A 23,144-nucleotide genomic window follows, 5' to 3' on the forward strand; every position below is an offset into this window, starting at 1 on the left:
GATAGAAGCAGTGAAGCCACGTGATACGTGGCGCAACCAGTTCAAAGCAGCACGCGGAGCGGACGGCCCGGTAAACGGGCCGCCTGCAGTTACTTAATTTCCAACGCAGGTATTGCAGCCGCAGGCCGATACCGATCCGGGAACAAGGTTGATCCAGTTGCCGTTCCAGTTGGAAGCGCTGCCGCAGGCCAACGGGCATTGTGCCTCGGCTCCTGATTGGTCATAGAAATCCGCTTTGACATTGCATCGGTTCATCAGACCCGGCGCGGCGCCCGGTTCGGATGTCAGCAAATGCGAGGCCTCGGCGGTGTTTTGCGGTGTGGCTCCGCCATGGCAGCTGAAACAGCCGGTGTCGAAAAACGAACTGGAGTTCGAATTGGGTTGTGAAAAGCTTTCCATCGACGAATTGGCCAGCGCGTGCGACCCGGCCATATCCGAATTAAACGGGTCGGTTGAACTCATGTCAAAACTCGACATGTCGGTCCAGACTGCCCCGGCAAGGAAATAGTTTTGCAAAACGTTCATGTCGGTAGAGCCTTGTGTGGCAATCAGACCGCCAGGTCCGGCCAGCAAGGTGTTGAGGAATTCGATATTGTCGATGTTGGTCTGGGCACCGCTCTGGGTCGACGAGGTGCCGAGATATTCGACCAGACAGATATCGGACGGGGTGCCTTTGATGATCGTGTTGCCATTGCTGTCAACCTGCGGCAGCGGCTGTACCTTGTTTGACGGGTTCCAGTCGCAGGCCGACGCGCAGGCGGTTCGCAAGTCGGTGCCGTCGGCGTAGTTTTTGGCGACACATGCATTGCAGGTCGGCCCAACCAGATTCCACCCATCTGCGGGCTGAGGTCTGGTGTATCCGGTGCCGGTGTTGACCGTGCAGTTGGGCGCGTTGCTGACGTGTTCGAAGGTGGCCCAGACAAACTCGGGGTGAATGGCGGTGTTGACCACGATGTGGGCCCCGATCAGCCCCAAAAGCAGATCGCCTTCGCCCTCAAGCGCGACGGTCTGGGTGTAATAGCTGCTGTTGTCCACGGACGGGTCGAGGATTTGCCAGGAGGTTTTTAACTCGACCACCTGATCCTTGCCGGTTGGAAATCCGGCATTGGCATTTCCGGCGTCGGGGAAGTTGCCATTGGCGAATATCCCGCATTCATTCGCTGTGAAGCTACGATTGTAAAAGACGATATTGCCGTTTTTGTCATAGAGCGCATTGCCGGTCGCCTGGTCCGGAATATCGGGCTGTTTCGCCAGACCCACAGTGACACCGCCATGCGACAGGACAGGATGCGCGGCCGTTTGCAGCGAGGTGCAGGTGTCCAGATCGACAACCGGATAGATCGCCCGGTCTTCAAAGTTACGCTGATCGGTCTGGCCCAGGGGGTTCAGCAGATAGGTAAACCAGCGCCATGAATAGATGTGGAAATCACAGTTGTTGGCGTCGATGCCGTTGGGCACTTCGGCCAGAGATGTAGGATCAGGGGCAAGCCAATCGGTGGTGGTGATGCCGCTGACATCGCAGTTATTGGCAGCATGCGCCTGGGTCGTGATGCCGACCAGGCACAGAAAAAGATAGGCAATCAGATGTCGCATTTGGATACACTTTCTTTCTTAAAATGAGAGTTCAACACAGGAAAAAGCGCTCTGTGTGAACAACTGTTCGCAAGATCATGCTATCAACCCAAGGTAATTCGGGCAAGGGCACCCTCACCATTAGCGAGACTGCGGTTGTGACCCGGAACCCCAGAAGCGGCCCAAGATTGCGGATGGCCTGCGAGGAAACCTCAATTCGCTGGAAGGCTGAGAGCAGTGAATGCGTGCGCCAGAGCCACATTTGGGAGGGCTCAACATCCTTCGATGTTGCTTCGAGCTGTTGATGACATGGTAAATTCAATCTTGCTTGCGAAAGCTGCAAATCGGGATTGACGGGGGCGGGGGCCTGCACTATCAGACGCTTCACGCGCGGTTGTAGCTCAGTTGGTTAGAGTACCGGCCTGTCACGCCGGGGGTCGCGGGTTCGAGCCCCGTCAACCGCGCCACTTTCCCCCCGCAGTACGAAACCACATGAGGCGGACATGCGCTTTCTCGATTCTCTTCCCTGGGGCACCTTGATCATCGTGGCGGCCCTGCTGGGCCTGGCTCCGTTTACGCCCGAGCCGCATGTCTGGGAAAAGCTGAAGATGCTGGCGGCTGGGGAGTTGTCGGAGCCGATCGACATTTTCGACCTGCTGATGCACGGAACACCTTGGGTGTTGCTGATACTCAAAGGGGTACGCGAAGCAATCCGCGGTCAATCCAGCGAATAATCGTAGCCCAGGGCGGTTTCCATTTCGAGATCGAGGGTCTGCATCATGAAGGCGTAATCCGCATCCGAGATGTCGGTTGGCGTGTCCACATCAACCGAGCGATTGAAGCGATTGCCGAGGCGCTGGGCCACGGGTTTGATCCTCAGCCCTTTGAGCGGCAGGTCAAAATGCTCGATCATCCAGGCGATGAAGCCGACCTGGTCAATCTGCACCAACTCGGCCTTGACCACCAGCACATTGCAGTCGCGATTGAGCAGCCCGAGATAGGCCGCCTGTTTCAGATTGCGCAGCTCAAATAGGTTGGCAAAGCGTTTGCCAGTGATCGGGTGGCGGTCATATTGCAGTTCGGCCCCGGCGACATGGGGGACAAGCTCGGGATGGAGTTCTTCGAAATCCGAGGCGCGGTCGACGATGGAGCGCCATTCGGCGCGGATGAAATCGGAAAACTCCAGCGCCTGCAGGTCGGGGTGGGAATGCCAAGGGCGTTTGTGCATCGACAGGGCCCAGCTGGCAGCGTTGCGGACGGCAACGACAATCAGGGTATTATCGGGGATGGCCACCATGTGTGGCACCGCGTGCTTCCAGCCAAAGCCCTCGGTCCGTTCCAGTTCGACGTTTTTCTCGACCGCCTTGCGCACCATGTTGGTGCCGCAGGCCCTTTCACCCAGAACCTGGAACTGGGTCAAAGGCGCATCGTTGGCGCGGTGCAGGAACCAGCCGCGTTCGGAGAAATGGGGCGTGAAATCGTCAGGTAACATCTGGATCATTGCGGGCTGCTCTTGCCTCGGTTGGCGCCATTCTGCCCGGAAAATCCCGTCCACGAAAGGTGGATTTTCGTTCCCGCTAGGCGCAAAAGGCGCTAGACAAGGTCAAAGCCCCGCAAAAAACAGGGGCAGGTAACGAGAGTACGGGCAGATGCAATCGAAAGTGGCCGCGGTGACGATGGTGCGCGAGGATTTGTTTTTCCTGCGCGCCTGGCTGCATCATTATGGCGAGGTCCTGGGGCGCGAGAACTGTTACATCGTCAACCATGGCCGGGGACAGGATGTGGCGGATCTGGCCAAGGGCTGCAACATCATCGGCATCCCCGGTGAGGCGCACAAGAATTTCGATATGAAACGCTGGCGGCTCTTGAATAACATCGTGATGGGGTTGCGCTCGTATTACGATCATGTCGTCGTCGGCGATGTGGACGAATTAGTGGTGGTGGACCCGGCGCGGGGGCAGAATCTGCTGGAGTATTTGTGGGACGCGCCCATTCGTCGGGTGCTGACGCCGCTGGGGTTGGAGGTGATCCACCGGATCGATGTCGAACCCGAGGCGATCACCGACCGTATTCTGGGGCCGCGGCGGCACGTGCGGCTGGCGCCGCATTACTCGAAACCTTGTGTGATCTCGGCAGGCACAAAAATCGCCCGCGGCGGACACTTCACCCAGTATGGCAAGCTGTTCGCGCCCGACGATCTGTACCTGTTTCATCTGAAGTTCTGTGATTTCCCGGAATATGTCTCGGCGATGAACCGGCGCAACGCGGTAACGCAGGAGATCGGGGCCGGCGTCAGGGAAACCGCCATCGGGCGACACTGGTTTGCCGAAGCGCGCGGCGAGGACCAGGCGACCTTCGAGGCCTTCGCCGAGCTGGAGACGGTCGAAGGTTTCGATTTGGGTGCCTATCGTACCGAAATGCGTGACACGTTCCGACCGCGTGGCGATACCGGGTTCTACCAGTTCGACCGGCCGGACTATGCGGTGCAGTTCGAATTGCCGGAGCGGTTCAACGGCATTTTCTAAAGCCTGTCCGCCGCCGAAACCATGATCGGCGGAGCATGTTGCCCATCGCGACAATAAGGCGTTTGCCTCGTGCCGTGGGGACGCACTAGCCTAGGATGCAATCAGACAGACGGGGAGAGTGATCATGAAAATGAAGCTTACAGGTGTGACACTGGTGGCCAGCCTGGTCGCAGGAATGGCGATGGCGGCGGACAAGGCGGCCCTGGTCGAAGAAGGCAAGGGCGTGATGAAGGCTTTTGGCGGGACACTGAAAAAAGAGCTTCTGGCAGCGGTTGAACAGGGCGGACCGGTCAAGGGCATCGAGGTGTGCAACGTCAAAGCGCCGATGATCGCTGACAAGGTTGGCGGCGATACCGGGTGGATCGTGGCCCGTTCTTCGCACAAGCTTCGCAATCCAAAGAACGCGGCCGATAAATTTACCGCCTCGGTGATTCAAGAGTTCCTGGACCGCGAGGCCAAGGGTGAAATGGCGGCCGACATGGCCAAGGCGGAAATTGTCGAGGAAAATGGCCGCAAGGTGTTCCGTCTGGTCAAGGCGATCCCCACCGGCAAACTCTGCATGAACTGCCATGGCGGTGAAAACGTGAAGCCGCAGGTGGTCGAGGCGCTGGCGACGCTCTACCCCGACGACAAGGCACGCGGGTTCAGCGAAGGCCAGATGCGGGGCGTGTTCACCTTGCAGAAGGTTCTCGATTGAGGACGAGTTTGGTCGGGTGAAACTCCACGCTACATCAGTTTGACACGATCCAGCCGTTCCCCAACCGATCGCGGACAGCGCCGGTGAGCGGCGAAATGGCAACTTGCGGCGCGCGGGCGAAATGGGCCTGCGTGTCGTTGTAGCCCTGGCTTATGGGAAAGTGGGCCACGGCCAGCCCGGCAATCGAAAGGGCGCCGAGCATGGTGGTGATCTGAAAGAGGGGTTTCATCGCGTTGTCCTTTCCTGTCGCCGCTGAGCCAGCGAAGACTGCTGACTGAGACGAAGAAAGGTGTTTGGGCGATGTTTAACAATAACAGCCCGTGCAGGACGGACTGTTATTCAATATCAATCGGGTAAGTCGCTGATATTTAGTGTTTTTGTCAAGCCAACAAGGCGAGAGGGTTTTCCAAGCCGTCAACGATGGCCTGCAGCAATTGCGCACCAAGCGCACCGTCGATAACCCGGTGATCGACGCTGAGCGTGACGGACATGACGGTGGCGACCTCGAGTGTGCCGTCCTTGCCGGCAACCGGTTTCTTGACCCCGGCACCTACGGCGAGGATAGCGCCATGCGGCGGGTTGATCACAGCGTCGAAATTGTCGATTCCGAACATGCCGAGGTTGGAAATGGCAAAGCTACCACCCTGGTATTCATGCGGCGCCAGCTTGCGGTCGCGCGCGCGGGCGGCCAAGTCTTTCATCTCGGCGCTCAGAGTTGATAGCGACTTGGTGTCGGCGTCCTGGATGACGGGGGTGAAGAGCCCGCCTTCGATGGCGACGGCGACGGCCACGTCCGAGGGTTTCAGTTTGAAGATACGATCCCCGGCCCAGACGGCGTTGGCGTCCGGCACCGATTGCAGAGCGTTGGCGCAGGCCTTGATGATGAAATCGTTGACCGAGAGCTTGATGCCGCGGGCCTCGAGCCCGGCGTTCATTTCGCTGCGCAGTTTCAGAAGCGCATCGAGACGGATGTCACGGCGCAAGTAGAAATGCGGGATGGTTTGCTTGGCCTCGGTCAGGCGGGCGGCGATGGTCTTGCGCATGCCGTCGAGCGCGACCTCTTCGATTTCCCGACCCTCGTACATGCGGGCGACGGTGGCGCTGTCGGCGGATTGCGCCATCGGGGCGGGGGCCGGCGCCGCTGGGGCCGGGGCTGGCGCGGCGGTGGCAGGCAGTGCGCCCGGCGTAGCGACCTCGACATCGGCCTTGACGATCCGGCCCTTGGGGCCTGTGCCCTGGACCTGGCTCAGATCGAGCCCCTTGTCGGCGGCGATGCGACGGGCCAGCGGGCTGGCAAAGACCCGGCTGCCATCTGCGGTTGCCGGTGCGGCGGGCGCAGGGGCAGACGGCACCGCTGCCGCCGAGGCTTCTTCCGGCTCTGACGTGCCAATCTCGGCAGGTGTGGCGGTGGGTGCCGCGATGTCATCGGCGCTTTCACCGTCTTCAAGCAGCACGGCGATGACAGTGTTGACCTTCACGGCTTCTGTACCTTCGGCCACCATCAGCTTGCCGATCACGCCTTCGTCGACGGCTTCGAACTCCATGGTTGCCTTGTCGGTCTCGATTTCGGCCAGAAGGTCGCCGGATTGCACGGTATCGCCTTCCTTGACCAGCCATTTGGCCAGTGTGCCTTCCTCCATCGTGGGGGACAGGGCAGGCATGAGGATTTCAGTGGGCATTTTCGGTGTCCTCTTTAAGTGCCGGGGTCTCAGCCTCGACTTTGATCTGGTAGTTCGGGCTTGCGACGAAGCTCAATTCATGTTCGCGCAGTTGTAGCCGGTAATGTTGATGTTCGCCCATCTCGGGCGCGGCGCGGGTGGTGTCGGCCATCGGGCTGGCATGGGCGGTTTGAAAGAAGCCCTGGCGGTCCGTTTTGGGTTCTTCGTAACCCGCCGGGCGGGCCGGCGGGCCATATAGGTCTTCGCGCATGGTGAAACCGACAACGTCCGAGAAGCGCAGTTCCCCGCAATCGCCCGAACCGGGGGCGAAGATCCGCACCACCAGTTCACCATGCTCGAAATGAAAGCTCTCGAGCAGGATGAAATTGCCGTGAAGGGCAGAGGTGCGGATATCTACGGGGATGGTTTCGAACATGGTCGCTTACCGGTAGGTCACCTCTTTGACCGCCGCGATCACCTCTTGGGTGGTGACCAAGGCGTGTTTCTCGAGGTTGGCGGCGTAGGGCATGGGCACGTCCTTGCCGGTGCAGCTGATCACGGGCGCGTCGAGGTAATCGAAGGCGCGGGTCATGATCGTCGCAGCGAGATGGTTGCCGATGGACCCCACCGGCCAACCTTCCTCTACGGTGACGCAGCGGTTGGTTTTCATGACGCTGGCAATCACGGTGTCATAGTCGATCGGGCGCAGGGTGCGCAGGTCGATGACCTCGGCACTGATTCCATCTTCGGCAAGTTTTTCAGCGGCTTCCAGCGCGTATTGCATGCCGATGCCGAAGCTGACGATGGTGACATCAGAGCCCTCGCGCCAAATCCGGGCTTTGCCGAAGGGCACGGTGAAATCATCCATCACGGGCACATCGCCGGTGCGGCCGTAGAGGATTTCGTTTTCCAGGAAGATCACCGGGTTCGGATCGCGGATCGCGGTTTTCATCAGGCCTTTGTAATCAGAGGCCGAATAGGGCATCACCACCTTCAGCCCTGGGATTTGCGCGTACCAGGCGGCGTAGTCCTGGCTGTGCTGGGCGCCGACGCGGGCGGCGGCACCGTTGGGGCCGCGGAAGACGATGGGGGCACCCATCTGGCCGCCGGACATGTAAAGCGTCTTGGCCGCCGAGTTGATCAGATGGTCGATGGCCTGCATGGCGAAGTTGAAGGTCATGAATTCGACAATTGGTTTCAGGCCGCCAAAGGCCGCACCAACGCCGATCCCGGCAAAGCCATGTTCGGTGATCGGGGTGTCGATCACGCGTTTCGCGCCGAACTCGTCCAGCATCCCCTGGGAGACCTTGTAGGCGCCGTTATACTCGGCGACCTCTTCGCCCATCAGGAAGACGGTGTCATCGGCGCGCATTTCCTCGGACATGCCATCACGCAAGGCCTCGCGGACGGTTTGTTGTTTAAGCTCGGTGCCTTCGGGCCAATCCGGGGTGAGATCAGGGGCGGGCGCGTCAGCCATTGCCGGAGCGGCAGGGGCAGCAACCGCAGCGGGGGCAGGAGCCTCTGCCACCGGGGCGGGAGCCGATGCGACCACATCGTCCATGCTTTCACCTTCCTCGATCATCACGGCGATGGCGGTGTTGACCTTGACGCCCTCAGAGCCTTCGGGGATCAGGATCTTGCCGAGGATGCCTTCATCGACCGCCTCGAACTCCATCGTCGCCTTGTCGGTTTCGATTTCGGCGAGGATGTCGCCGGATTGAACTGTATCGCCTTCCTTGACGAGCCATTTAGCCAGCGTGCCCTCTTCCATCGTGGGGGACAGGGCGGGCATTAGAATTTCGGTTGCCATTTCTCAACTCTCTCCCGTTGCGGGTGTAATCATTCCGACGATGTTTCCTTCGCCGTCTTCCACGTAGGCGCAGCGTCCTACGCCCGGGTAATCTTGGGGCGGCAGGGCTTCGGACCCGCCGTTTGAAAGCGCCCATGCATAGCTGTCATCGCAGTCTGCGACCTCGAAAGTCATGGTGCCGCCTCGGACTGGGGACCCAGGGGAAGGTGCGTCGCCCATGCGTCGCATCATGCCACCGGTCAACCCTTTGCCGCTGCCGATATGGTCGCCCTCGATCAGGTGGTAGTCTACTTCCTCACCCCCGGGCATGGTGTTGAAATTCCAGCCAAACAGGCCGGAATAGAATGTCTTGGCGCGCTCGACGTCGCTGACATGAATTTCGAAATGACCGCTCATTCATCAGGCCTCGGCATAGATGTCGGTCCAGAGCTCGTCGAGCGCCGGTTCCGGGCTTTGGCGGGCGAACTCGGCAGCGTCGTTGACGATCCCCTTGATCTCCTTGTCTATCGCCTTGAGGTCGTCTTCGGTGGCGTGACCGCCGGTGGTGAGCAATTCGCGCACGTGTTCGATGGCATCGGACTTCTCGCGGACGCGCTGAACCTCTTCGCGGGTGCGGTACTTGGCCGGGTCCGACATCGAATGGCCACGGTAGCGGTAGGTCATCACCTCGAGGATATATGGGCCTTTGCCGGCACGGCAGTGGGCGACGGCCTTTTCCCCGGCGGCCTTGACCGCCAGCACGTCCATGCCGTCGACGGTTTCACCCGGAATGCCGAAGGCTTCGCCGCGGGTGTGGATGTCGGGGGAGGAGGTGGAACGCTGTTGCGCGGTGCCCATGGCGTATTTGTTGTTTTCGATGACAAAGACCACCGGCAGGTCCCAGAGGGCGGCCATGTTGAAGGTCTCGTAAACCTGACCCTGGTTGGCGGCCCCATCGCCGAAATAGGTGAAGGTGACGCGTCCGTTGTCCTGATACTTGTCGGCAAAGGCGAGGCCGGCACCAAGCGGCACCTGTGCGGCAACGATGCCGTGGCCGCCGTAGAAGTGCTTCTCTTTCGAGAACATATGCATCGAGCCGCCCTTGCCCTTGCTAAGGCCGCCTTCACGTCCCGTGAGTTCGGCCATGACGCCGCCCGGCTCCATGCCACAGGCCAGCATGTGGCCGTGATCGCGGTACGAGGTGATGCGCTTGTCGCCTTCCTCGGCGCTGGCCTCGAGGCCCACGACAACCGCCTCTTGTCCGATGTAGAGATGACAGAAACCGCCGATCAGGCCCATGCCGTAGAGCTGACCGGCCTTTTCTTCGAATCGCCGGATCAGCAGCATGTCGCGGTAATAAGCTTTGAGCTCGTCGCCGGAAGTGTTTGATTTCTTGGCAGGTTTCTTTGCGGCCATTGGGTGGGGCCTCCATCTGAAAGAAAGTAGTTTAGTGTTAAACTATTTACTACAGCATTTTCTAGAGGGAGGCGAGTGAATTTTCGCGCGAAGTCGCGACTTGCGGTCGGCTGGACCGCGCTTACCCTGCCAGATACGGTGAGGTGACCCCATTAAACATGACAGGATGGCTGGATGTTTATCGTAAAAGCCTTGCTTGCCAGTTCGTTGCAATTGGCGATTATCGCGGCGTTGCTCATTCTTCCGGCGGGGTTGGCCGCCGGCGATTGGGGTTGGGCGTGTGGTTGGATATATCTGGCGGCCTACGCCGTCGCGCTTTACGGCAGCACGGTTGTTCTGGCGCTATGGGCTCCGGCCAGCCTGGAGGCACGGATGCAGGCCCCGACGAGCGAGGCGCAGCCACGGGATGACAAGATTGCGACTACCATCCTGTTGTCGGTACTGGTGGGATATTTCATCTTCGTACCACTGGATGCGCTGGTCTGGCAGATATTGGGCGTGCCCGCGGAGCCGGTGTCGTGGATCGGGCTGGTGGCGTCCTATTTCGGGTATTTCTTCGTCGTCTGGACGATTTTCACCAACAGTTTTGCCAAGCCCATAGTTGAAGATCAGAGCGACGAGGGGCAGATGCTGATCGACAGCGGACCTTATGAAATGGTGCGTCACCCGATGTATCTGGGGATGTTGGTGATGCTGGCCGGGATGGGGTTGTGGCTGCAAAGCCTGGCGTCGTTGCCGCTGATCGGGGTGGTTGTTGCGGCGATGGCGTTGCGGATTGTTGTGGAAGAGCGGGTGCTGTTGCAGACACTGGAGGGGTATCGCGATTACCAGGCACGGTGCCGAACCCGGTTGCTGCCATTTGTCTGGTAGTGGGGGTTAGCGAATGACGATCTCGTCGGCGCGAATGAGCCCGAGCACGTCGCGGGCCTGTTGATCGAGCAAGTCAAGATCAAGATAGGTGTCTGACAGGCGTTTGGTCAGGTTTTCCATCTGGGCGACTTCGATTTTCAGCGCGTCAAGCTCGGCTTGCAAGTCGGAGCGTTCGGCGATGATTTCGGCCCGGCGAAACAGGCCGTAGTCGCCCTGAACGGCAGCAAAGGTGAAGTAGAGCCCAAGCGAAAAGGCGAGCGCAAAAAACGCCATACCGCCAAGTGCCGGCGTGTAACCTTTGGATACGCGGATTTTCATCCTGCTTCTGCCTAGTCTGCTCTGCCAAATCGGGGCTTTTTCGCCCTCATTGTTGGATGCGTCCAGCAATGTGACGCAAGGAAAATACTGCCACAGGAGATTCGCGATGTGAATCCCTCTTTTGTAAATCACGGCGATTTGCTCAGATCAGGGCAAAGGGAGGGACCAAAATGACACATTCACCGCCGCGCAGCGAATTGGAAAGCCACGAGGTGGAGAACCAGCCGCGGGTGCGGGACGGGTTCGATCTGTGGAAGAGCGATCCGGTGTTGCGTGATCATCTGGCGCATGGGTCGGCAGATGCGACTGTGCTGGCCGGGTTCGGGGCGCGGATGGGATCGGCCGAGATGCGGAAGGCGGGGCGCGATGCCAACCGGTTTCCGCCGGAGCTTGAGTTGTTTGATCGGTCCGGGCGCAGGCTCGACGAGGTGACGTTTCATCCCAGCTATCATCAGTTGATGGACGAGGGGTTGTCATCCGGCATCGCGGCGGCGGCCTGGGACGGGTCGCCCGGCGGGCATTCGGCCCATGCCGCGATGTGTTACATGACCAGCCAGGTCGAGCCGGGCGTGACCTGTCCGATGGTGATGACCTATGCGGCCGTGCCGGCGCTGGCGCACGCGCCGGATTTGGCGAAGGAGTGGGTGCCGAAGCTAACCGCGCGGGATTACGACACGGCCCGTGCGCCGGTTGGCGAGAAGCGGGCAGTCACCTTGGGCATGGCGATGACCGAAAAGCAGGGCGGGTCGGATGTGCGCGCCAATACGACTGTGGCGGTGCCGGATGGCAAAGCCTACAGGCTGCGCGGGCACAAATGGTTCTGCTCGGCGCCGATGTGCGACGGGTTCCTGACATTGGCGCAGGCCGAGGGGGGGCTGACCTGTTTCCTCGTGCCGCGCTGGCTGGATGGGGAGCGCAATGCGCTGCATGTTATGCGGTTGAAGGACAAGCTGGGCAATCGGGCCAATGCCTCTTCGGAGATCGAGTATCACGATACGCTGGCGTATCGTGTGGGCGAAGAGGGGGCGGGGGTGAAGACCATTATCGACATGGTACATCACACGCGGTTGTCGACCTCGGTGGCGCCCGCGGGGTTGATGCGGGCGGCCTTGGCAGAGGCGAAATACTGGATCGAGCATCGCAACGCGTTTCAGCGGCGGTTGATCGACCAGCCGATGATGCGCGCCGTGCTGGCCGATCTGGTGCTGGATTTCGAAGGCGCTGCGGCGCTGGCGTTCCGGTTGGGCAGAGCATTTGACGCGGACAGTGAGGCGGATCGCGGGCTGGCACGGGTTGGAGTGGCGCTGGCCAAGTTCCTGGGCAATAAGCTGTGCCCAAGCGTGATCTACGAGGCGATGGAGTGCCTTGGCGGGGTTGGCTACACCGAGGAATCGCCGCTGCCGCTGCTTTACCGCGAGGCACCGCTCAATTCGATCTGGGAGGGATCGGGCAATGTGATCTGCCTGGATGTGTTGCGGGCACTTTCACGCGATGCGGCGGCGCGAGAGGCGTTGGCGGCGGAGTTGAAGGCCGCCGTGGGCGCGAGCAGGGCTTACGACGCTGCACTTGCCGCGCATCAGGCGCGCTGGCCGGGATTGCCGGATGAAGGCGAAGCAAGGTGGTTTGTCGAGAGTCTTGCGACACTTTTGACGGCGAGCGTGGTTTTGCGGTTTTCACCCGCGGCCGTTGGGGATGGTTATACCGCTACACGGTTGGATGTTGGCGCGCGGGGCCGCGTTTACGGCGCTGTCAGCGGGCTTGATACCGGGGCGATCATGGAGCGGTTGGGATGAAGCTGAAGACCTTTGGCGACTACGAGGTGAGGGTGCGTGAGAGTTTCGCCCGCCAGCCGACGATGAAGACGCTGGGAGTGACGCTGGAACATGTGGCGCCGGGGGAAGTGGATCTTGGCTTTGCCTTTGATACCCGCCTGACCCAACAGCACGGATTCATCCATGCCGGGATCATGACGACCGTCTTGGACACCGCGGCGGGGTTGGCGGCATTTTCGCTGATGCCTGAGGAGGCGGGGGTGTTGACGATCGAGCTTAAGGCTTCGCTGATGCGGCCTGCGAAGGGGGCGAGGTTCCTGTGCAAGGGACGGGTGTTGAAGCCCGGGCGGACGATCGTTTTTGCCGAGGCGGTTGGTTACGCTGACGATGTAGAGATTGCCCGGATGAGCGGCTCGATGATGGTGGTTGAGGGGCGCGAAGGGGTCAAAGGGTAGGGGTCTGATCCGGTGGTGCGCTGCGCGCGCAGGTTGGTTTGCGTTCAGGCCACGGAGGCCTTGTGGGCGTCGCCATTGTCGCTCTGACCAATGCGCTCCAAAGGCGCCCCCCCAAAAACCCGGAGTATTTCCGGCAGGAAAGAGGCGCTTGTGGATTGGGTGTCGGGCGCTTAGGTATCCCTCGACAGTTAATGACAGGAGGGCCCGATGGCCGAGATCAAGGATCCCGAAAACACGATACTGATGGAGTTGAACGGGGGCACCGTCACCATCGAACTGCTGGCGGATGTGGCACCGGAGCATTGCAAGCGGATGAAGGAGCTGGCGCGGGCCGGGTCCTATGACAACGTGGCCTTTCACCGGGTGATCGACGGGTTCATGGCCCAGACCGGCGACGTCCAGCACGCCAACATGGAAAAGGACTATAACCCGCGCATGGCCGGGACCGGCGGTAGCGAGCTGCCTGACCTGCCGGCAGAGTTTTCGCGCATTCCGCATGCGCGCGGGTCGCTTGGTGCGGCACGGTCGCAGAACCCAAATTCGGCCAACTCGCAGTTCTTCATCAACTTCAAGGACAATGATTTCCTCAATGGCCAATATACCGTTTATGGCCAGGTGATCGAGGGCATGGAGCATGTCGATGCGATCACTCGGGGCGAGCCGCCTGCGAACCCTGATCGGATGATCAGCGTGAAGGTGGCGGCTGATGTCTAGGCTGGTTCTTGCACTCGCCGCGGTGATTGCTGCCGCGGCGATTGCCTTTTTTGCATTCAACCAATTCCGCAGTACGCCGGTGAAACAGGTCGCGCCCGAACCCGCAGCAGAGCCGCCGCAGGCAGTTGCGCAGGGCACGAGTCTGATGATCGAGGTTGAGGGTGAGGGTGCCAATGGCGTGATCACCATCGACCTGTTGGAGGAGATCGCGCCGAACCATGTGGCCCAGATCGTGGCGCTGGCCAGCGACGGGCAATATGATGGTGTCGTCTTTCACCGTGTGATCGAGGGTTTCATGGCCCAGACCGGGGACGTTGCAAACGGTCGGATGGGCATGGACATGCGCTATGCCGGAATGGGCGGATCGGACAAGCCGGACTTGAAGGCCGAGTTTTCGGACGTGCCGTTTGATCGTGGGGTCGTCGGCATGGCGCGGTCGCAAAGCCCGGATAGTGCCAATTCGCAATTCTTCATCATGTTCGACGAAGGCCACTTCCTGAATGGGCAATATACCGTTGTGGGCAGGGTTACCGGAGGCATGGACGTGGTCGACGCGATCAAGCGCGGGCATCGTCAGTCGGGCGCAATCACCGGCAAGCCAGACATGATGAAAAAGGTCACTGTGACCGAATGATGTGAACACCGCCGCTCAACTCTGCGTGTGCGGGGCTGGGCAGGTTCGAGGATATGGGCCATCCTTTCCGCGATACGGAGGATGGCCCATGTTTTTTCGGATTCTGGCAATTTATGCGTTGATGTTGGCAGGGGCGGCACAGGCCGATCCCAACTTCTGGCGCCATGAATGGCCGCAGACGAATTTTGATCGCACCAATGTTCCGAGTTGGACTGAAATCATATCGGGCGGGCCGGGCAAGGATGGGATCCCGGCGCTGAGCGCCCCTGAGTTCCTGGCTGCGGCGCAGGAAAAGGGCATTGCCGGTCGCGAGCCGGTGATCACCGTGGAGATCGCCGGTGAGGTGCCGCGCGCCTATCCGATCCGTTACCTGACTTGGCATGAGATCGTGAATGACGTCGTCGGTAAGGTGCCGGTCGCGGTGACCTTCTGCCCGCTGTGCAATTCGGCGCTGACCTTTGATCGGCGGGTGAAGGGGCGGGTGTTGACATTTGGCGTCACCGGCAAGCTGCGCAATTCCGACATGGTGATGTATGACCGCGAGAGCCAGAGCTGGTGGCAGCAGGCGATTGGCACCGGGATTGTGGGTGAGATGACCGGGGTGGAGTTGACATTGGTGGCGAGTTGGATGGAAAGCTGGGATCAGTTTCGGAACCGCAATCCGGACGGTCTGGTTATGGCGGAGCCGCGCCATTCCAGGCCCTACGGGCGCAATCCTTATCGTGGCTATGACAGTTCGGCCCGACCGTTTCTTTATTCCGGCGAGAACCCGCCACATGGGATTGACCCGCTGGCACGTGTTGTCCGGGTTGGCAAGCGAGCCTGGCCGATGGAGCGGTTGCGGCTGGCGGGTGAAATTCGTGAAGGCAACGTGGTCATTCGCTGGGAAGCGGGGCAGGCCTCGGCCTTGGATCATGGCACCATCGGCAAGGGGCGCGACGTGGGCACGATCCGGGTGCAGGATGGTGCGGGTCTGGACGTGGCGCATGATGTGATGTTTGCCTTTGCCTTTCATGCCTTCTGGCCGGAAGGCACCTGGATGTTGGGCAACTAGACTCCGGGTTTGACGGGAATCAAGGCGGGTTTCAGCCGGTGAATAGCTTTGCCGCATGAGGTGCCTTGCAGCAGTACGCCCGCGTAGAGTGGTGATCGTATTGCTTGCCACCATGCTTGGCTTGCTGGCCCAGATGGCGCTGTCAGAGGTGCCAAAACGCAACGTCTATGTATTTTGGCAGGAGGGCTGCCCGCATTGTGCCCGGGCCATGGACGGGCTGGCCCGGACCGAGGTGGAGACCGGTGATTTCCGGTTGGCGCCGATTGAGTTGGGCATGTCCAAGGACAACGACGCTCTGTTCCACGAGGTGATCCGCCAAATGGGGGCGGATTGCGCGGCGGTGCCCCTTGTCGTGGTGGGGCTGATCATACCGTCGGCTTTGCCGGCGGCGGCCTGTCGTTCAATCGGTATCGTGAATTGATCAAGCGGTGTCGCGAGGTGCCTTGTGTAGACCTGGTGGGGCTCTTGTTGACGTCTGAGACGGATGCGCCCGTGGCGACGCTGGCGCTTGAGCCTGCGGTGGTGCGGGCCAGGACGTGGACCGGGTAACTCTGCCTTGGGCGGTGTCTTCCGGCTGGCTACGGGCGTGATGTAATTCGCTATGATGGCGGCGTGGCTGAATGTGATGCTGTGGCTGGGCGCGGTGGGGTGGTTTTGTTGGCGCTGGGTGTGGTGACTGTGCTCAGGCCTGACTTGTTGGATTGACCCCCTAGAGCGGCCAGAAGAGCAGGATCAGTGGTGTGATTTGGCAGCGATGAAGCTTTTCAAGGGAAGGCCCACGACGATCGCCGCCAAGAGGCAGGTATTACTGAATTCGTAATCTTGAGAAAGGCGCTCGAGAGAATCCGAATTCATATGAGAGCGCTGCACTCGGAAACAACCTATGATCATCTAACTTAAAAGAAGATTAGCAAAGTTCATTTTTCCGAATTTTTAACAAGGATTGACAAGCAAAGGTATTGCCCGTCTCTTGATCGTAATATAGGGGGAAAATCATGGAATTTAAAAGCGTCGCATTCGATCCGGCCGTTGGAACGGGCGGGTCTGCAGGATCTGTTGCCAGTGATTTGCAAAGATTGATTTCGTCGGAGGTCAGCAGTGGGTGGGAGTTTGTTGGCGTTCAAAACCACAGCACTGTCGTTCCCGGTTCTAACGGTTGCTTTGGTTTTGGAGCTACTGCACCTTACCCGAAAACCTTTTCGATTGCAGTTTTCAAGCGTTGAGAGCCTTTTTAATCGGTATTGTCTTGCTTTATCAAAAGCTGGCGCCGTCAAGTATTCGAGAACGGTGTTTGTTTCATACCAGTTGTTCAAATTATGTTTTGGACGGACTAAGGCAAAAAGGTATCAAATCTGCGACCAAGCGATTTTTTCGGAGGATTCGTCAATGCCGTCCCGGGTATTACCCAATAGAAATTGAGATGAATGACTCGTCCCAGGAACGGTTTTTAAATTTAGCAGACGGATCCACTATTCCAGAAAAAGATATTTCTTCGCGGGTGCTTTGTGAATTGGGTTGGGAATCTAGAGTCGAAACGTAATCAGCTTAAAGACTGTGTCAGTATTCACGGATTGGACGCTGTCGATCCCTATAACGGCCAGAAGAGCAGGATCAGCGGGATGGAGATGGCGACCACGAGGATTTCCAAGGGTAGCCCCATGCGCCAGTAATCACCGAAGCGATAGCCGCCGGGGCCGAGGATCAATGTGTTGTTCTTGTGGCCGATCGGAGTCAGGAACGCGCAAGAGGCGGCCACGGCGACGGCCATCAGGAACGGGTCCGGCGAGACGCCGAGTGTCTGGGCCATCTGGATGCCGATCGGGGCGGCAACAATCGCAGTGGCAGTGTTGTTGAGCACGTCCGAGAGCGTCATGGTGACGACCATCAGCACGGTCAGGATCGCCCAGGGGGCCCAGCCTTCGGTCAGGCCGATGAGGGAGTTGGCAATGAGTTCAGTGCCGCCGGAGTCCTCCAGTGCCGCGCCAAGTGGAATCATCGAGCCGAGAAGGACCACGACGGGCCACTCTATGTGGTCGTATAGCTCGCTGAGCGGCAGGATGCGCAACAGGACATAGGCGATCACGACGATCCCAAGCGCGATGGGCAGGTACAAAAGGCCAAAGCTAGCGGCAGCGACAGCGGCCGCAAAGAGGCCGATGGCGGCCCAGGTCTTGGTGTTTTCGGTTACCGCAAGGCCGCGTTGCGCCAGCGGCAAGCAGCCGAGCCAGTCGGTTACATCAGGGCCTGCACCCTTGGGCACCAGCAGCAGCAGAATGTCGCCGGGGCGCACCACGGTCTGGCGCAGGCGCTTGGTGATACGTTTGCCCTGACGCGAGATGCCCATGACGATGGTGCGCTGGCGCCAGTTGAGCCCGATGGCCTGGGCGGTCTTGCCGGCGATGCGGGCCTCGGTGGGGACCACGACCTCGATCATATCGAGGCCCTCACCAGCGGCCTTGATGCGCTCTTCACGTTCGGTTTCGGAAAAGGCGAGGTTGAGGGCAGAGCGAAATTCATCGAGCGCCTCGGGGGTGGCCTCGAGCACCAGGGCGTCACCGGCGCGCAGGATGGTGTTGCGTGCGGCGCCATAGCGGCGTTTTCCGTCGCGGATCAGGCCGAGCAATGCGACATCTGCCTTTTCGGCCTCGGGCTGAAGCTCGGCCAGGCGGGTGCCGATATGCTTGTTGTCCTCCGGAACCGTCAGTTCGGCGATATAGGCACCGAGGTCTTCGACCGCCTTCAAGGCGTCCTCGCGTTGTGGGATCAGGCGCCAGCCGATCAGGGCCACAAAAGCCAGACCGATTATGGCGGTGAGGGCGCCTACCGGGGCGAAGTCGAACATCTTGAAGGATTCCCCCAAGGAATCCTCGCGGATCGCGGCGATGATGATGTTGGGCGGTGTGCCGATCAGGGTGGCCATGCCGCCGAGAATGGTGGCAAAGCTGAGTGGCATCAGCGACAGCGACGGTGGACGCCCGGCCTTGCGCGCGGTCTGGATATCGACGGGCATCAGCAGCGCCAGAGCGGCCACGTTGTTCATGAAGGCCGAGAGGATGCCGCCGACACTGCCCATGATGGCGATATGGCTGCCAAGCGCACGGCTGCGGTCCACCAGCGTACGGGTGATCAGGAAGACTGCGCCCGAGCGCACCAGCCCGGCTGAGACTACGAGCACCAGCGCCACCACCAGCGTGGCCGGATGGCCGAAACCGTCGAAAGCGTGTTTGGTGTCGACCACGCCCAGAACGACACCGGCCATGAGCGCGGCAAAGGCCACGAGGTCATAACGCCAGCGGCCCCAGAGGAGCAGGGCAAAGACGGCACCGAAAAGCGAAAACAGGATGATTTGATCGTTCGTCATGGGGGCAGAGTAGCGGCGTTCCGAACCCGGGGCGATGGGGAATTCCCGGAATGTGAGCTCGATTGTGGGGGAACTGTTCGGATGCAAGTCGGTTTTGCCGGGATTCTTCATACTCTGCTAACCTTTGGCACGGCAGGTTGGCACCGGGAAAACGCGTAAGCAAAGGAGTCGACGCCATGACAGTCCCCCCAGATGTTTCTCAGAGACGATCCCCACGATTCTTGTATGCCGAGGAAAGCGGACTCGCTTTGTTCCAGAATCGGCAGACGGGGCGAAAATTCTGGATCGACGGAGAGCATTGGAACGATTTGGTGGAATGCTTGCAAACGGGATGGGCCCCGAACATTGGTTCTTTGGGCAGGCAAGGAAAGGCGACGGGCTAGGGCGATTTACACGTTGGCCCATAGGCCAAGGCTTGAACCCTTGCCCGCCCATCGCATATAGAGGCGCGACCAGCAATTTTCCTGTCGGGAGGCACCATGGCCGGCCATTCTAAATGGGCAAATATTCAGCACCGTAAGGGGCGTCAGGACGCGGCGCGTTCGAAACTGTTCTCGAAGCTTTCGAAAGAGATCACCGTGGCCGCCAAGATGGGCGATCCGGATCCCGATAAGAACCCGCGCCTGCGGCTGGCAGTGAAGGAAGCCAAGAGCCAATCGGTTCCCAAGGACGTGATTGACCGCGCGATTAAGAAATCGACTGCGGGCGAGGGCGATGACTACGAGGAAATCCGTTACGAGGGCTATGGCCCGAACGGGGTGGCGGTGATCGTCGAGGCGATGACCGACAACCGCAACCGCACCGCCTCGACCGTGCGTTCGACCTTTTCCAAGAACGGCGGCAACCTCGGCGAGACCGGCAGCGTCGGTTTCATGTTCGAGCGCAAGGGCGAGGTGAGTTATCCGGCCGACGCGGGCGATGCGGACACGATTTTCGAGGCGGCGATCGAAGCCGGCGCCGAAGACGTGGAAAGCAGCCAGGATGGCCATATCATCTGGTGCGAGGATTCAGATCTGAACGAGGTGTCGAATGCGCTTGAGGCGACGCTGGGCGAATCCGAGTCGACCAAGCTGGTGTGGAAACCCACCACCACCACCGAGATGGACCTTGAAGGCATGCAGAAGCTGATGAAGCTGGTGGATGCGCTGGAAGACGATGATGATGTGCAGCGCGTGACCACCAATTTCGAAGCCACGGACGAGGTGATGGACCAGCTCTGATGCGGCTGCTTCGGCATTGGGCCGCGGTGGCTCTGGTCGCCGCGATGGCTTTGGGCTTGCCTGGGGCAGGGCAAAGCCAGATGACCGTGCCGGACTATGACGTGATTGCCGGGGTGGCGGGCACCGCCGCGGGTGGCGGCGCCGCCACCTGGGCGCAGTTCCTTGGAGAGCAACCGAATTGGGCTGGGCCGCTCAACCATGCGGTTGTCGCGATCCAGATTCATGAACGTCTGGAGAACGGGGACACGACAGGTGCGCTGAACGCATTCGGCACCTATTCCGGTGGGTTGCTATTGCAGGCCTGGCAGGATGCGGGCGGGGCCCCGTGGGGGTCGGCGGCGACAATGTTCCAGGGTTGGGTCGCGGCCAACGAGTTGGTGCGCGACACATTCTTCCTGCCGCAACTGGTCGAGGCGGTCTACGCGCCCTATGAGCAGGCGCGCCTGGTAACCAGGAACGTCAAGAATGCCGAGCAGGCCTCGAAAATGGCCTGGGCGCAGACCCGGCATGCGAAGGGAATGAATGCGGTCCTCGGCGAAGTCAAACGCACGGTCATTCGCCCGAAACTGGGGCTGGATCCGGATGATCCGATCCTTTCACAGGCGATCCGCAGCGAGTTTGCCAAGGTGGCCGGTAAGGAGCTGCGCGTCACATGGATTCCGGAGGACAAATGGCAATTCGGCCGGCCGATCCTGATCCGCCACAAGGCGAAATCACCCGGGGGCGTTCCGTTGTTCTCGCGCCGGATCGAGGTTGAGCTGACCGGGGATGCCGCAGGCCTTCAGGACCGGCTGATCTATGAGATCATTCGCCTGAACGAACGGTATCGCGATGTGCCCGGCTATATGAGTGCAAGCGAGCTTGCGGTAGTAGAAACGGCGCTGGGGGGCATGTTGCAGGCGTTGGCACGGGGTCCCTCGGATGCCGAGGTGGGGCGGCAGATTGACGACATGGCCGCCGAACATGTCCGCAAGGTGCTGGAGGGACGATTTGCCCGCAAGCATCTGGTGGATGCGGTTGAAGCGGCGGCGCAACGTGGACAGAACACGGCGGGCCGGGCCATGGCGGCCTATCGAGACTGGCTGGCCGAACAGGATCCGATTGAGGAGCCCGAGGGCACACCGTTCATGGACATGGAGTGCTGTCGTTGGTGGGAGGTCAACGAGGGCGGCCGCCGGGTCAAGGGGTGGTATGTCAACAAAGACGGCGACAAGGTCGCGTATACGTCTGCGCCACTGGCGATGTTCGACCCGGGTTTTGCTGGGCTTTTTGCCGGGGCTTCGGGTAATGGCTATCACGTTTATCGTACCGGCACGCCGGGCAAGACAACGCATATGATTGCCGTGCGCCTTGGGCTGCAGCCGGAGACGCTGTTTGATCAGACGGTGTCGACCTGGAACTGCAAGCCGCTGATCGGTGGTCTGAGTTGCGCCTGGACCATTCGCGATGACAGCGGTCAGACAGTTCTGGACAGTGGCGTCGTCAAGATGCGCTGAACCGGGTCACTTAATGAGCACTTTGCCGGCATGTTCCTCGATGGACGCGGTCAATGGTTCCAGCACAGGGGCCAGCATGCGGCTGACCTGCCAATAGAGCGGGGTTTCCAGCATGGCGTCCTCTTTCAGGGCTACGATATGGCCGCGGCGCAACTGCCGCCAGATTAGAGGTAGGGGATTCATTCCCCAGCCGATGCCGCGCTGAGAGGCTTCGACAAAGGCGCGGGTCGAGGGGATGCCCTGGGTTGGTGGGGTGAGCCCGCGAGAGAAATGCGCGGCCAACCATTCGGATTGAAGCCCGTCCTTTTCGTTGAACAAGAGCATCGGTGCCCGGGCGAGGGTTTTTGCGTTGACCCCATCTGAGAACCAGCGCTCGTGAAACGCCGGGCTGGCAGTGGCGACATATTGCAGACGGCCCAACGGGAGAACATCACAACCCTGAACCGGGCGGGCATGGCTGGTGACGGCGGCCATCACTTCGCCCCGGCGCAGCCAGTCGGCGGAATGGTCCTGATCGTCGATCACCAGATCGAAGATCAGACCTTCGACTTCTTCCAGAGCTGAAAGAAACCAGGTTGCGAGACTGTCGGCGTTGACGGCAACGCGCACCCGTAGCGGGCCGTCCGATGGCGTGGCCTTGCCCAAATCGCGGCTGACCTGACCTTCCATCAGTGCCACAGCCTCTGCATGGGCCGCCAAACGATTGCCCGCCTCAGTGCCGCGGCAGGGGCTTTCGCGCAGGACCAGCACACACCCCATCTGTTCTTCGAGCGATTTCAGACGCTGGGAAATCGCCGATTGCGTAACCCCAAGTTCCTGGGCGGCGGCCTCGAAGCTGCCAAGGCGGAGAATTGCGGAAAGGGCGGCCAGTTGCCGGCTGTCGAATTGCATTAGCGCCTCTTATTCTTGGTCATAATCTTTAATTGGACCTAGCGCGATTTGGACGTTAGGCCAAGGGAAACTTGTAATAAGCATGTGGGAAACGGGCAGATGACAGGAGCATTTCCGGCGGGGTTTACCCTTGGATTGTCGCTGATCCTGGCGATCGGGGCGCAGAATGCCTTTGTCCTGCGCCAGGGACTCAGGCGTGAGCATGTGTTGGCGACGGTACTGATCTGCGCCGTGTCGGATGCGATTTTGATTGCGTCCGGGGTGGCCGGGTTCGGGGCGCTGGCCGAGGTGGTGCCGGGAATCGAGGCGGTGATGCGATATGGCGGGGCGGCGTTCCTGATCTGGTACGGGGCGATGAATTTCCGGGCCGCGTGGCGTGGCGGCGAGGTGCTGGATAGTGGCGGAGAGGCACGGCACAGTTTGCGCGGCGTGGCGTTGACCGTGCTGGCGCTGACCTGGCTCAACCCGCATGTCTATCTGGATACGGTCGTGCTGCTGGGGTCGATTTCGTCGCAGTATGAAAATCGGCTGGGGTTTGCTCTGGGTGCGATGAGCGCGAGTTTCGTGTTCTTCTTCTCGCTGGGTTATGGGGCGCGGCTGTTGGCGCCGCTGTTTGCGCGGCCCACGTCCTGGCGGGTACTGGACCTGGTGGTCGGGGCCACGATGTGGGCGATTGCGGGCAAGCTGATCCTGGGGTGAGGG

Annotated in this window: 26 protein-coding genes and 1 tRNA gene; 16 read left to right on the forward strand and 11 right to left on the reverse strand. The window is 60.3% G+C overall.

All coding sequences use genetic code 11. The features are described 5' to 3' along the window. Positions 1–93: 93 nt before the first annotated feature. Positions 94–1,593, reverse strand: a complete 1,500-nt coding sequence (locus RXV86_RS04210) for a mannan-binding lectin (RefSeq protein ID WP_316297716.1) — start codon at positions 1,591–1,593, stop codon at positions 94–96. A gap of 369 nt (positions 1,594–1,962) precedes the next feature. Between RXV86_RS04210 and RXV86_RS04215 the strand changes: the two genes are divergently transcribed. Together RXV86_RS04215 and RXV86_RS04220 are read left to right on the forward strand one after the other, a co-directional pair. After that, a tRNA-Asp gene (locus RXV86_RS04215) sits at positions 1,963–2,039 on the forward strand. Between the two features lie 36 nt (positions 2,040–2,075). Next, on the forward strand, positions 2,076–2,306 hold the full coding sequence (locus RXV86_RS04220; RefSeq protein WP_316297718.1) for an RND transporter: 231 nt from the start codon (positions 2,076–2,078) through the stop codon (positions 2,304–2,306). Here RXV86_RS04220 and RXV86_RS04225 read toward each other — a convergent pair. Further along, positions 2,291–3,073 (reverse strand): hypothetical protein, encoded by a 783-nt coding sequence (locus RXV86_RS04225; protein WP_316297719.1) that lies wholly within the window; start codon positions 3,071–3,073, stop codon positions 2,291–2,293. The two genes, RXV86_RS04220 and RXV86_RS04225, sit on opposite strands and share 16 nt — an antisense overlap. A 148-nt stretch (positions 3,074–3,221) precedes the next feature. On the opposite strand from RXV86_RS04225, the gene RXV86_RS04230 reads away from it, so the two are divergent. Then, complete coding sequence (locus RXV86_RS04230; protein WP_316297721.1) at positions 3,222–4,097, forward strand: glycosyltransferase family 2 protein; 876 nt, start codon at positions 3,222–3,224, stop codon at positions 4,095–4,097. Positions 4,098–4,221: 124 nt separating this feature from the next. Next, positions 4,222–4,794, forward strand: a complete 573-nt coding sequence (locus RXV86_RS04235; RefSeq protein WP_316297723.1) for a DUF3365 domain-containing protein — start codon at positions 4,222–4,224, stop codon at positions 4,792–4,794. Positions 4,795–4,828: 34 nt separating this feature from the next. On the opposite strand, the gene RXV86_RS04240 is transcribed toward RXV86_RS04235, so the two are convergent. From RXV86_RS04240 to pdhA, 6 genes are all read right to left on the reverse strand, one after another. After that, complete coding sequence (locus tag RXV86_RS04240) at positions 4,829–5,023, reverse strand: hypothetical protein (protein ID WP_316297724.1); 195 nt, start codon at positions 5,021–5,023, stop codon at positions 4,829–4,831. A gap of 151 nt (positions 5,024–5,174) precedes the next feature. Next, positions 5,175–6,473 (reverse strand): pyruvate dehydrogenase complex dihydrolipoamide acetyltransferase, encoded by a 1,299-nt coding sequence (locus tag RXV86_RS04245; protein WP_316297725.1) that lies wholly within the window; start codon positions 6,471–6,473, stop codon positions 5,175–5,177. Continuing rightward, positions 6,463–6,888: a hypothetical protein gene (locus tag RXV86_RS04250; protein WP_316297726.1), complete on the reverse strand. Its 426-nt coding sequence runs from the start codon at positions 6,886–6,888 to the stop codon at positions 6,463–6,465. Before RXV86_RS04250 ends, RXV86_RS04245 begins: the two co-directional genes overlap by 11 nt. 6 nt (positions 6,889–6,894) lie before the next feature. Further along, the gene (locus tag RXV86_RS04255; RefSeq protein WP_316297728.1) at positions 6,895–8,262 is read right to left on the reverse strand and encodes a pyruvate dehydrogenase complex E1 component subunit beta; all 1,368 of its coding nucleotides are present in this window, start codon (positions 8,260–8,262) and stop codon (positions 6,895–6,897) included. A 3-nt stretch (positions 8,263–8,265) separates the two neighbouring features. After that, the gene (locus RXV86_RS04260; protein WP_316297731.1) at positions 8,266–8,658 is read right to left on the reverse strand and encodes a VOC family protein; all 393 of its coding nucleotides are present in this window, start codon (positions 8,656–8,658) and stop codon (positions 8,266–8,268) included. A 3-nt stretch (positions 8,659–8,661) separates the two neighbouring features. Next, complete coding sequence (pdhA, locus tag RXV86_RS04265) at positions 8,662–9,657, reverse strand: pyruvate dehydrogenase (acetyl-transferring) E1 component subunit alpha (RefSeq protein WP_316297734.1); 996 nt, start codon at positions 9,655–9,657, stop codon at positions 8,662–8,664. A 174-nt stretch (positions 9,658–9,831) separates the two neighbouring features. Between pdhA and RXV86_RS04270 the strand changes: the two genes are divergently transcribed. Then, positions 9,832–10,527, forward strand: a complete 696-nt coding sequence (locus tag RXV86_RS04270) for an isoprenylcysteine carboxylmethyltransferase family protein (protein ID WP_316297736.1) — start codon at positions 9,832–9,834, stop codon at positions 10,525–10,527. A 6-nt stretch (positions 10,528–10,533) separates the two neighbouring features. Here RXV86_RS04270 and RXV86_RS04275 read toward each other — a convergent pair whose 3' ends face one another. Next, a complete protein-coding gene (locus RXV86_RS04275) occupies positions 10,534–10,845 on the reverse strand; it encodes a septum formation initiator family protein (protein ID WP_316297739.1) in 312 nt (103 codons plus the stop codon). A gap of 170 nt (positions 10,846–11,015) precedes the next feature. On the opposite strand from RXV86_RS04275, the gene RXV86_RS04280 reads away from it, so the two are divergent. The 8 genes from RXV86_RS04280 to yidD all read left to right on the forward strand — a co-directional run bounded on the left by RXV86_RS04280 (position 11,016) and on the right by yidD (position 17,014). Next, positions 11,016–12,638 carry an acyl-CoA dehydrogenase family protein gene (locus RXV86_RS04280; protein WP_316297740.1) on the forward strand — a complete coding sequence of 541 codons (1,623 nt, stop codon included), beginning with the start codon at positions 11,016–11,018 and terminating at the stop codon, positions 12,636–12,638. Then, positions 12,635–13,072 (forward strand): PaaI family thioesterase, encoded by a 438-nt coding sequence (locus tag RXV86_RS04285; RefSeq protein ID WP_316297742.1) that lies wholly within the window; start codon positions 12,635–12,637, stop codon positions 13,070–13,072. The genes RXV86_RS04280 and RXV86_RS04285 overlap by 4 nt, the downstream gene beginning before the upstream one ends. A 207-nt stretch (positions 13,073–13,279) precedes the next feature. Beyond that, entirely contained in the window at positions 13,280–13,786 is a 507-nt protein-coding gene (locus RXV86_RS04290; RefSeq protein WP_316297744.1) for a peptidylprolyl isomerase, read from the forward strand. 145 nt (positions 13,787–13,931) lie between these two features. Then, positions 13,932–14,420, forward strand: coding sequence for a peptidylprolyl isomerase (locus RXV86_RS04295; RefSeq protein WP_316298445.1), 489 nt, complete (start codon positions 13,932–13,934; stop codon positions 14,418–14,420). 88 nt (positions 14,421–14,508) lie between these two features. Continuing rightward, positions 14,509–15,474 carry a DUF3179 domain-containing protein gene (locus RXV86_RS04300; protein WP_316297746.1) on the forward strand — a complete coding sequence of 322 codons (966 nt, stop codon included), beginning with the start codon at positions 14,509–14,511 and terminating at the stop codon, positions 15,472–15,474. Between the two features lie 88 nt (positions 15,475–15,562). Continuing rightward, positions 15,563–15,895, forward strand: coding sequence for a hypothetical protein (locus RXV86_RS04305; protein ID WP_316297748.1), 333 nt, complete (start codon positions 15,563–15,565; stop codon positions 15,893–15,895). A 574-nt stretch (positions 15,896–16,469) separates the two neighbouring features. Continuing rightward, a complete protein-coding gene (locus RXV86_RS04310; RefSeq protein WP_316297750.1) occupies positions 16,470–16,697 on the forward strand; it encodes a hypothetical protein in 228 nt (75 codons plus the stop codon). Next, positions 16,694–17,014 (forward strand): membrane protein insertion efficiency factor YidD, encoded by a 321-nt coding sequence (yidD, locus tag RXV86_RS22050; protein WP_367575552.1) that lies wholly within the window; start codon positions 16,694–16,696, stop codon positions 17,012–17,014. The genes RXV86_RS04310 and yidD overlap by 4 nt, the downstream gene beginning before the upstream one ends. A gap of 48 nt (positions 17,015–17,062) precedes the next feature. Here yidD and RXV86_RS04315 read toward each other — a convergent pair whose 3' ends face one another. Beyond that, complete coding sequence (locus tag RXV86_RS04315) at positions 17,063–18,835, reverse strand: SLC13 family permease (RefSeq protein WP_316297752.1); 1,773 nt, start codon at positions 18,833–18,835, stop codon at positions 17,063–17,065. Between the two features lie 479 nt (positions 18,836–19,314). Between RXV86_RS04315 and RXV86_RS04320 the strand changes: the two genes are divergently transcribed. Together RXV86_RS04320 and RXV86_RS04325 are read left to right on the forward strand one after the other, a co-directional pair. Then, positions 19,315–20,055, forward strand: a complete 741-nt coding sequence (locus RXV86_RS04320; RefSeq protein ID WP_316297754.1) for a YebC/PmpR family DNA-binding transcriptional regulator — start codon at positions 19,315–19,317, stop codon at positions 20,053–20,055. Then, positions 20,055–21,551, forward strand: coding sequence for a hypothetical protein (locus RXV86_RS04325; protein ID WP_316297755.1), 1,497 nt, complete (start codon positions 20,055–20,057; stop codon positions 21,549–21,551). The genes RXV86_RS04320 and RXV86_RS04325 overlap by 1 nt, the downstream gene beginning before the upstream one ends. 6 nt (positions 21,552–21,557) lie before the next feature. Here RXV86_RS04325 and RXV86_RS04330 read toward each other — a convergent pair whose 3' ends face one another. Continuing rightward, the gene (locus RXV86_RS04330; protein ID WP_316297757.1) at positions 21,558–22,442 is read right to left on the reverse strand and encodes an ArgP/LysG family DNA-binding transcriptional regulator; all 885 of its coding nucleotides are present in this window, start codon (positions 22,440–22,442) and stop codon (positions 21,558–21,560) included. Positions 22,443–22,541: 99 nt separating this feature from the next. On the opposite strand from RXV86_RS04330, the gene RXV86_RS04335 reads away from it, so the two are divergent. Then, the gene (locus RXV86_RS04335; protein ID WP_316297759.1) at positions 22,542–23,141 is read left to right on the forward strand and encodes a LysE/ArgO family amino acid transporter; all 600 of its coding nucleotides are present in this window, start codon (positions 22,542–22,544) and stop codon (positions 23,139–23,141) included. Positions 23,142–23,144: the final 3 nt, after the last annotated feature.

The sequence above is a fragment of the Aliisedimentitalea sp. MJ-SS2 genome (assembly GCF_032586155.1).
In the GTDB taxonomy this organism is placed as follows: Bacteria; Pseudomonadota; Alphaproteobacteria; order Rhodobacterales; family Rhodobacteraceae; genus JAWHTC01.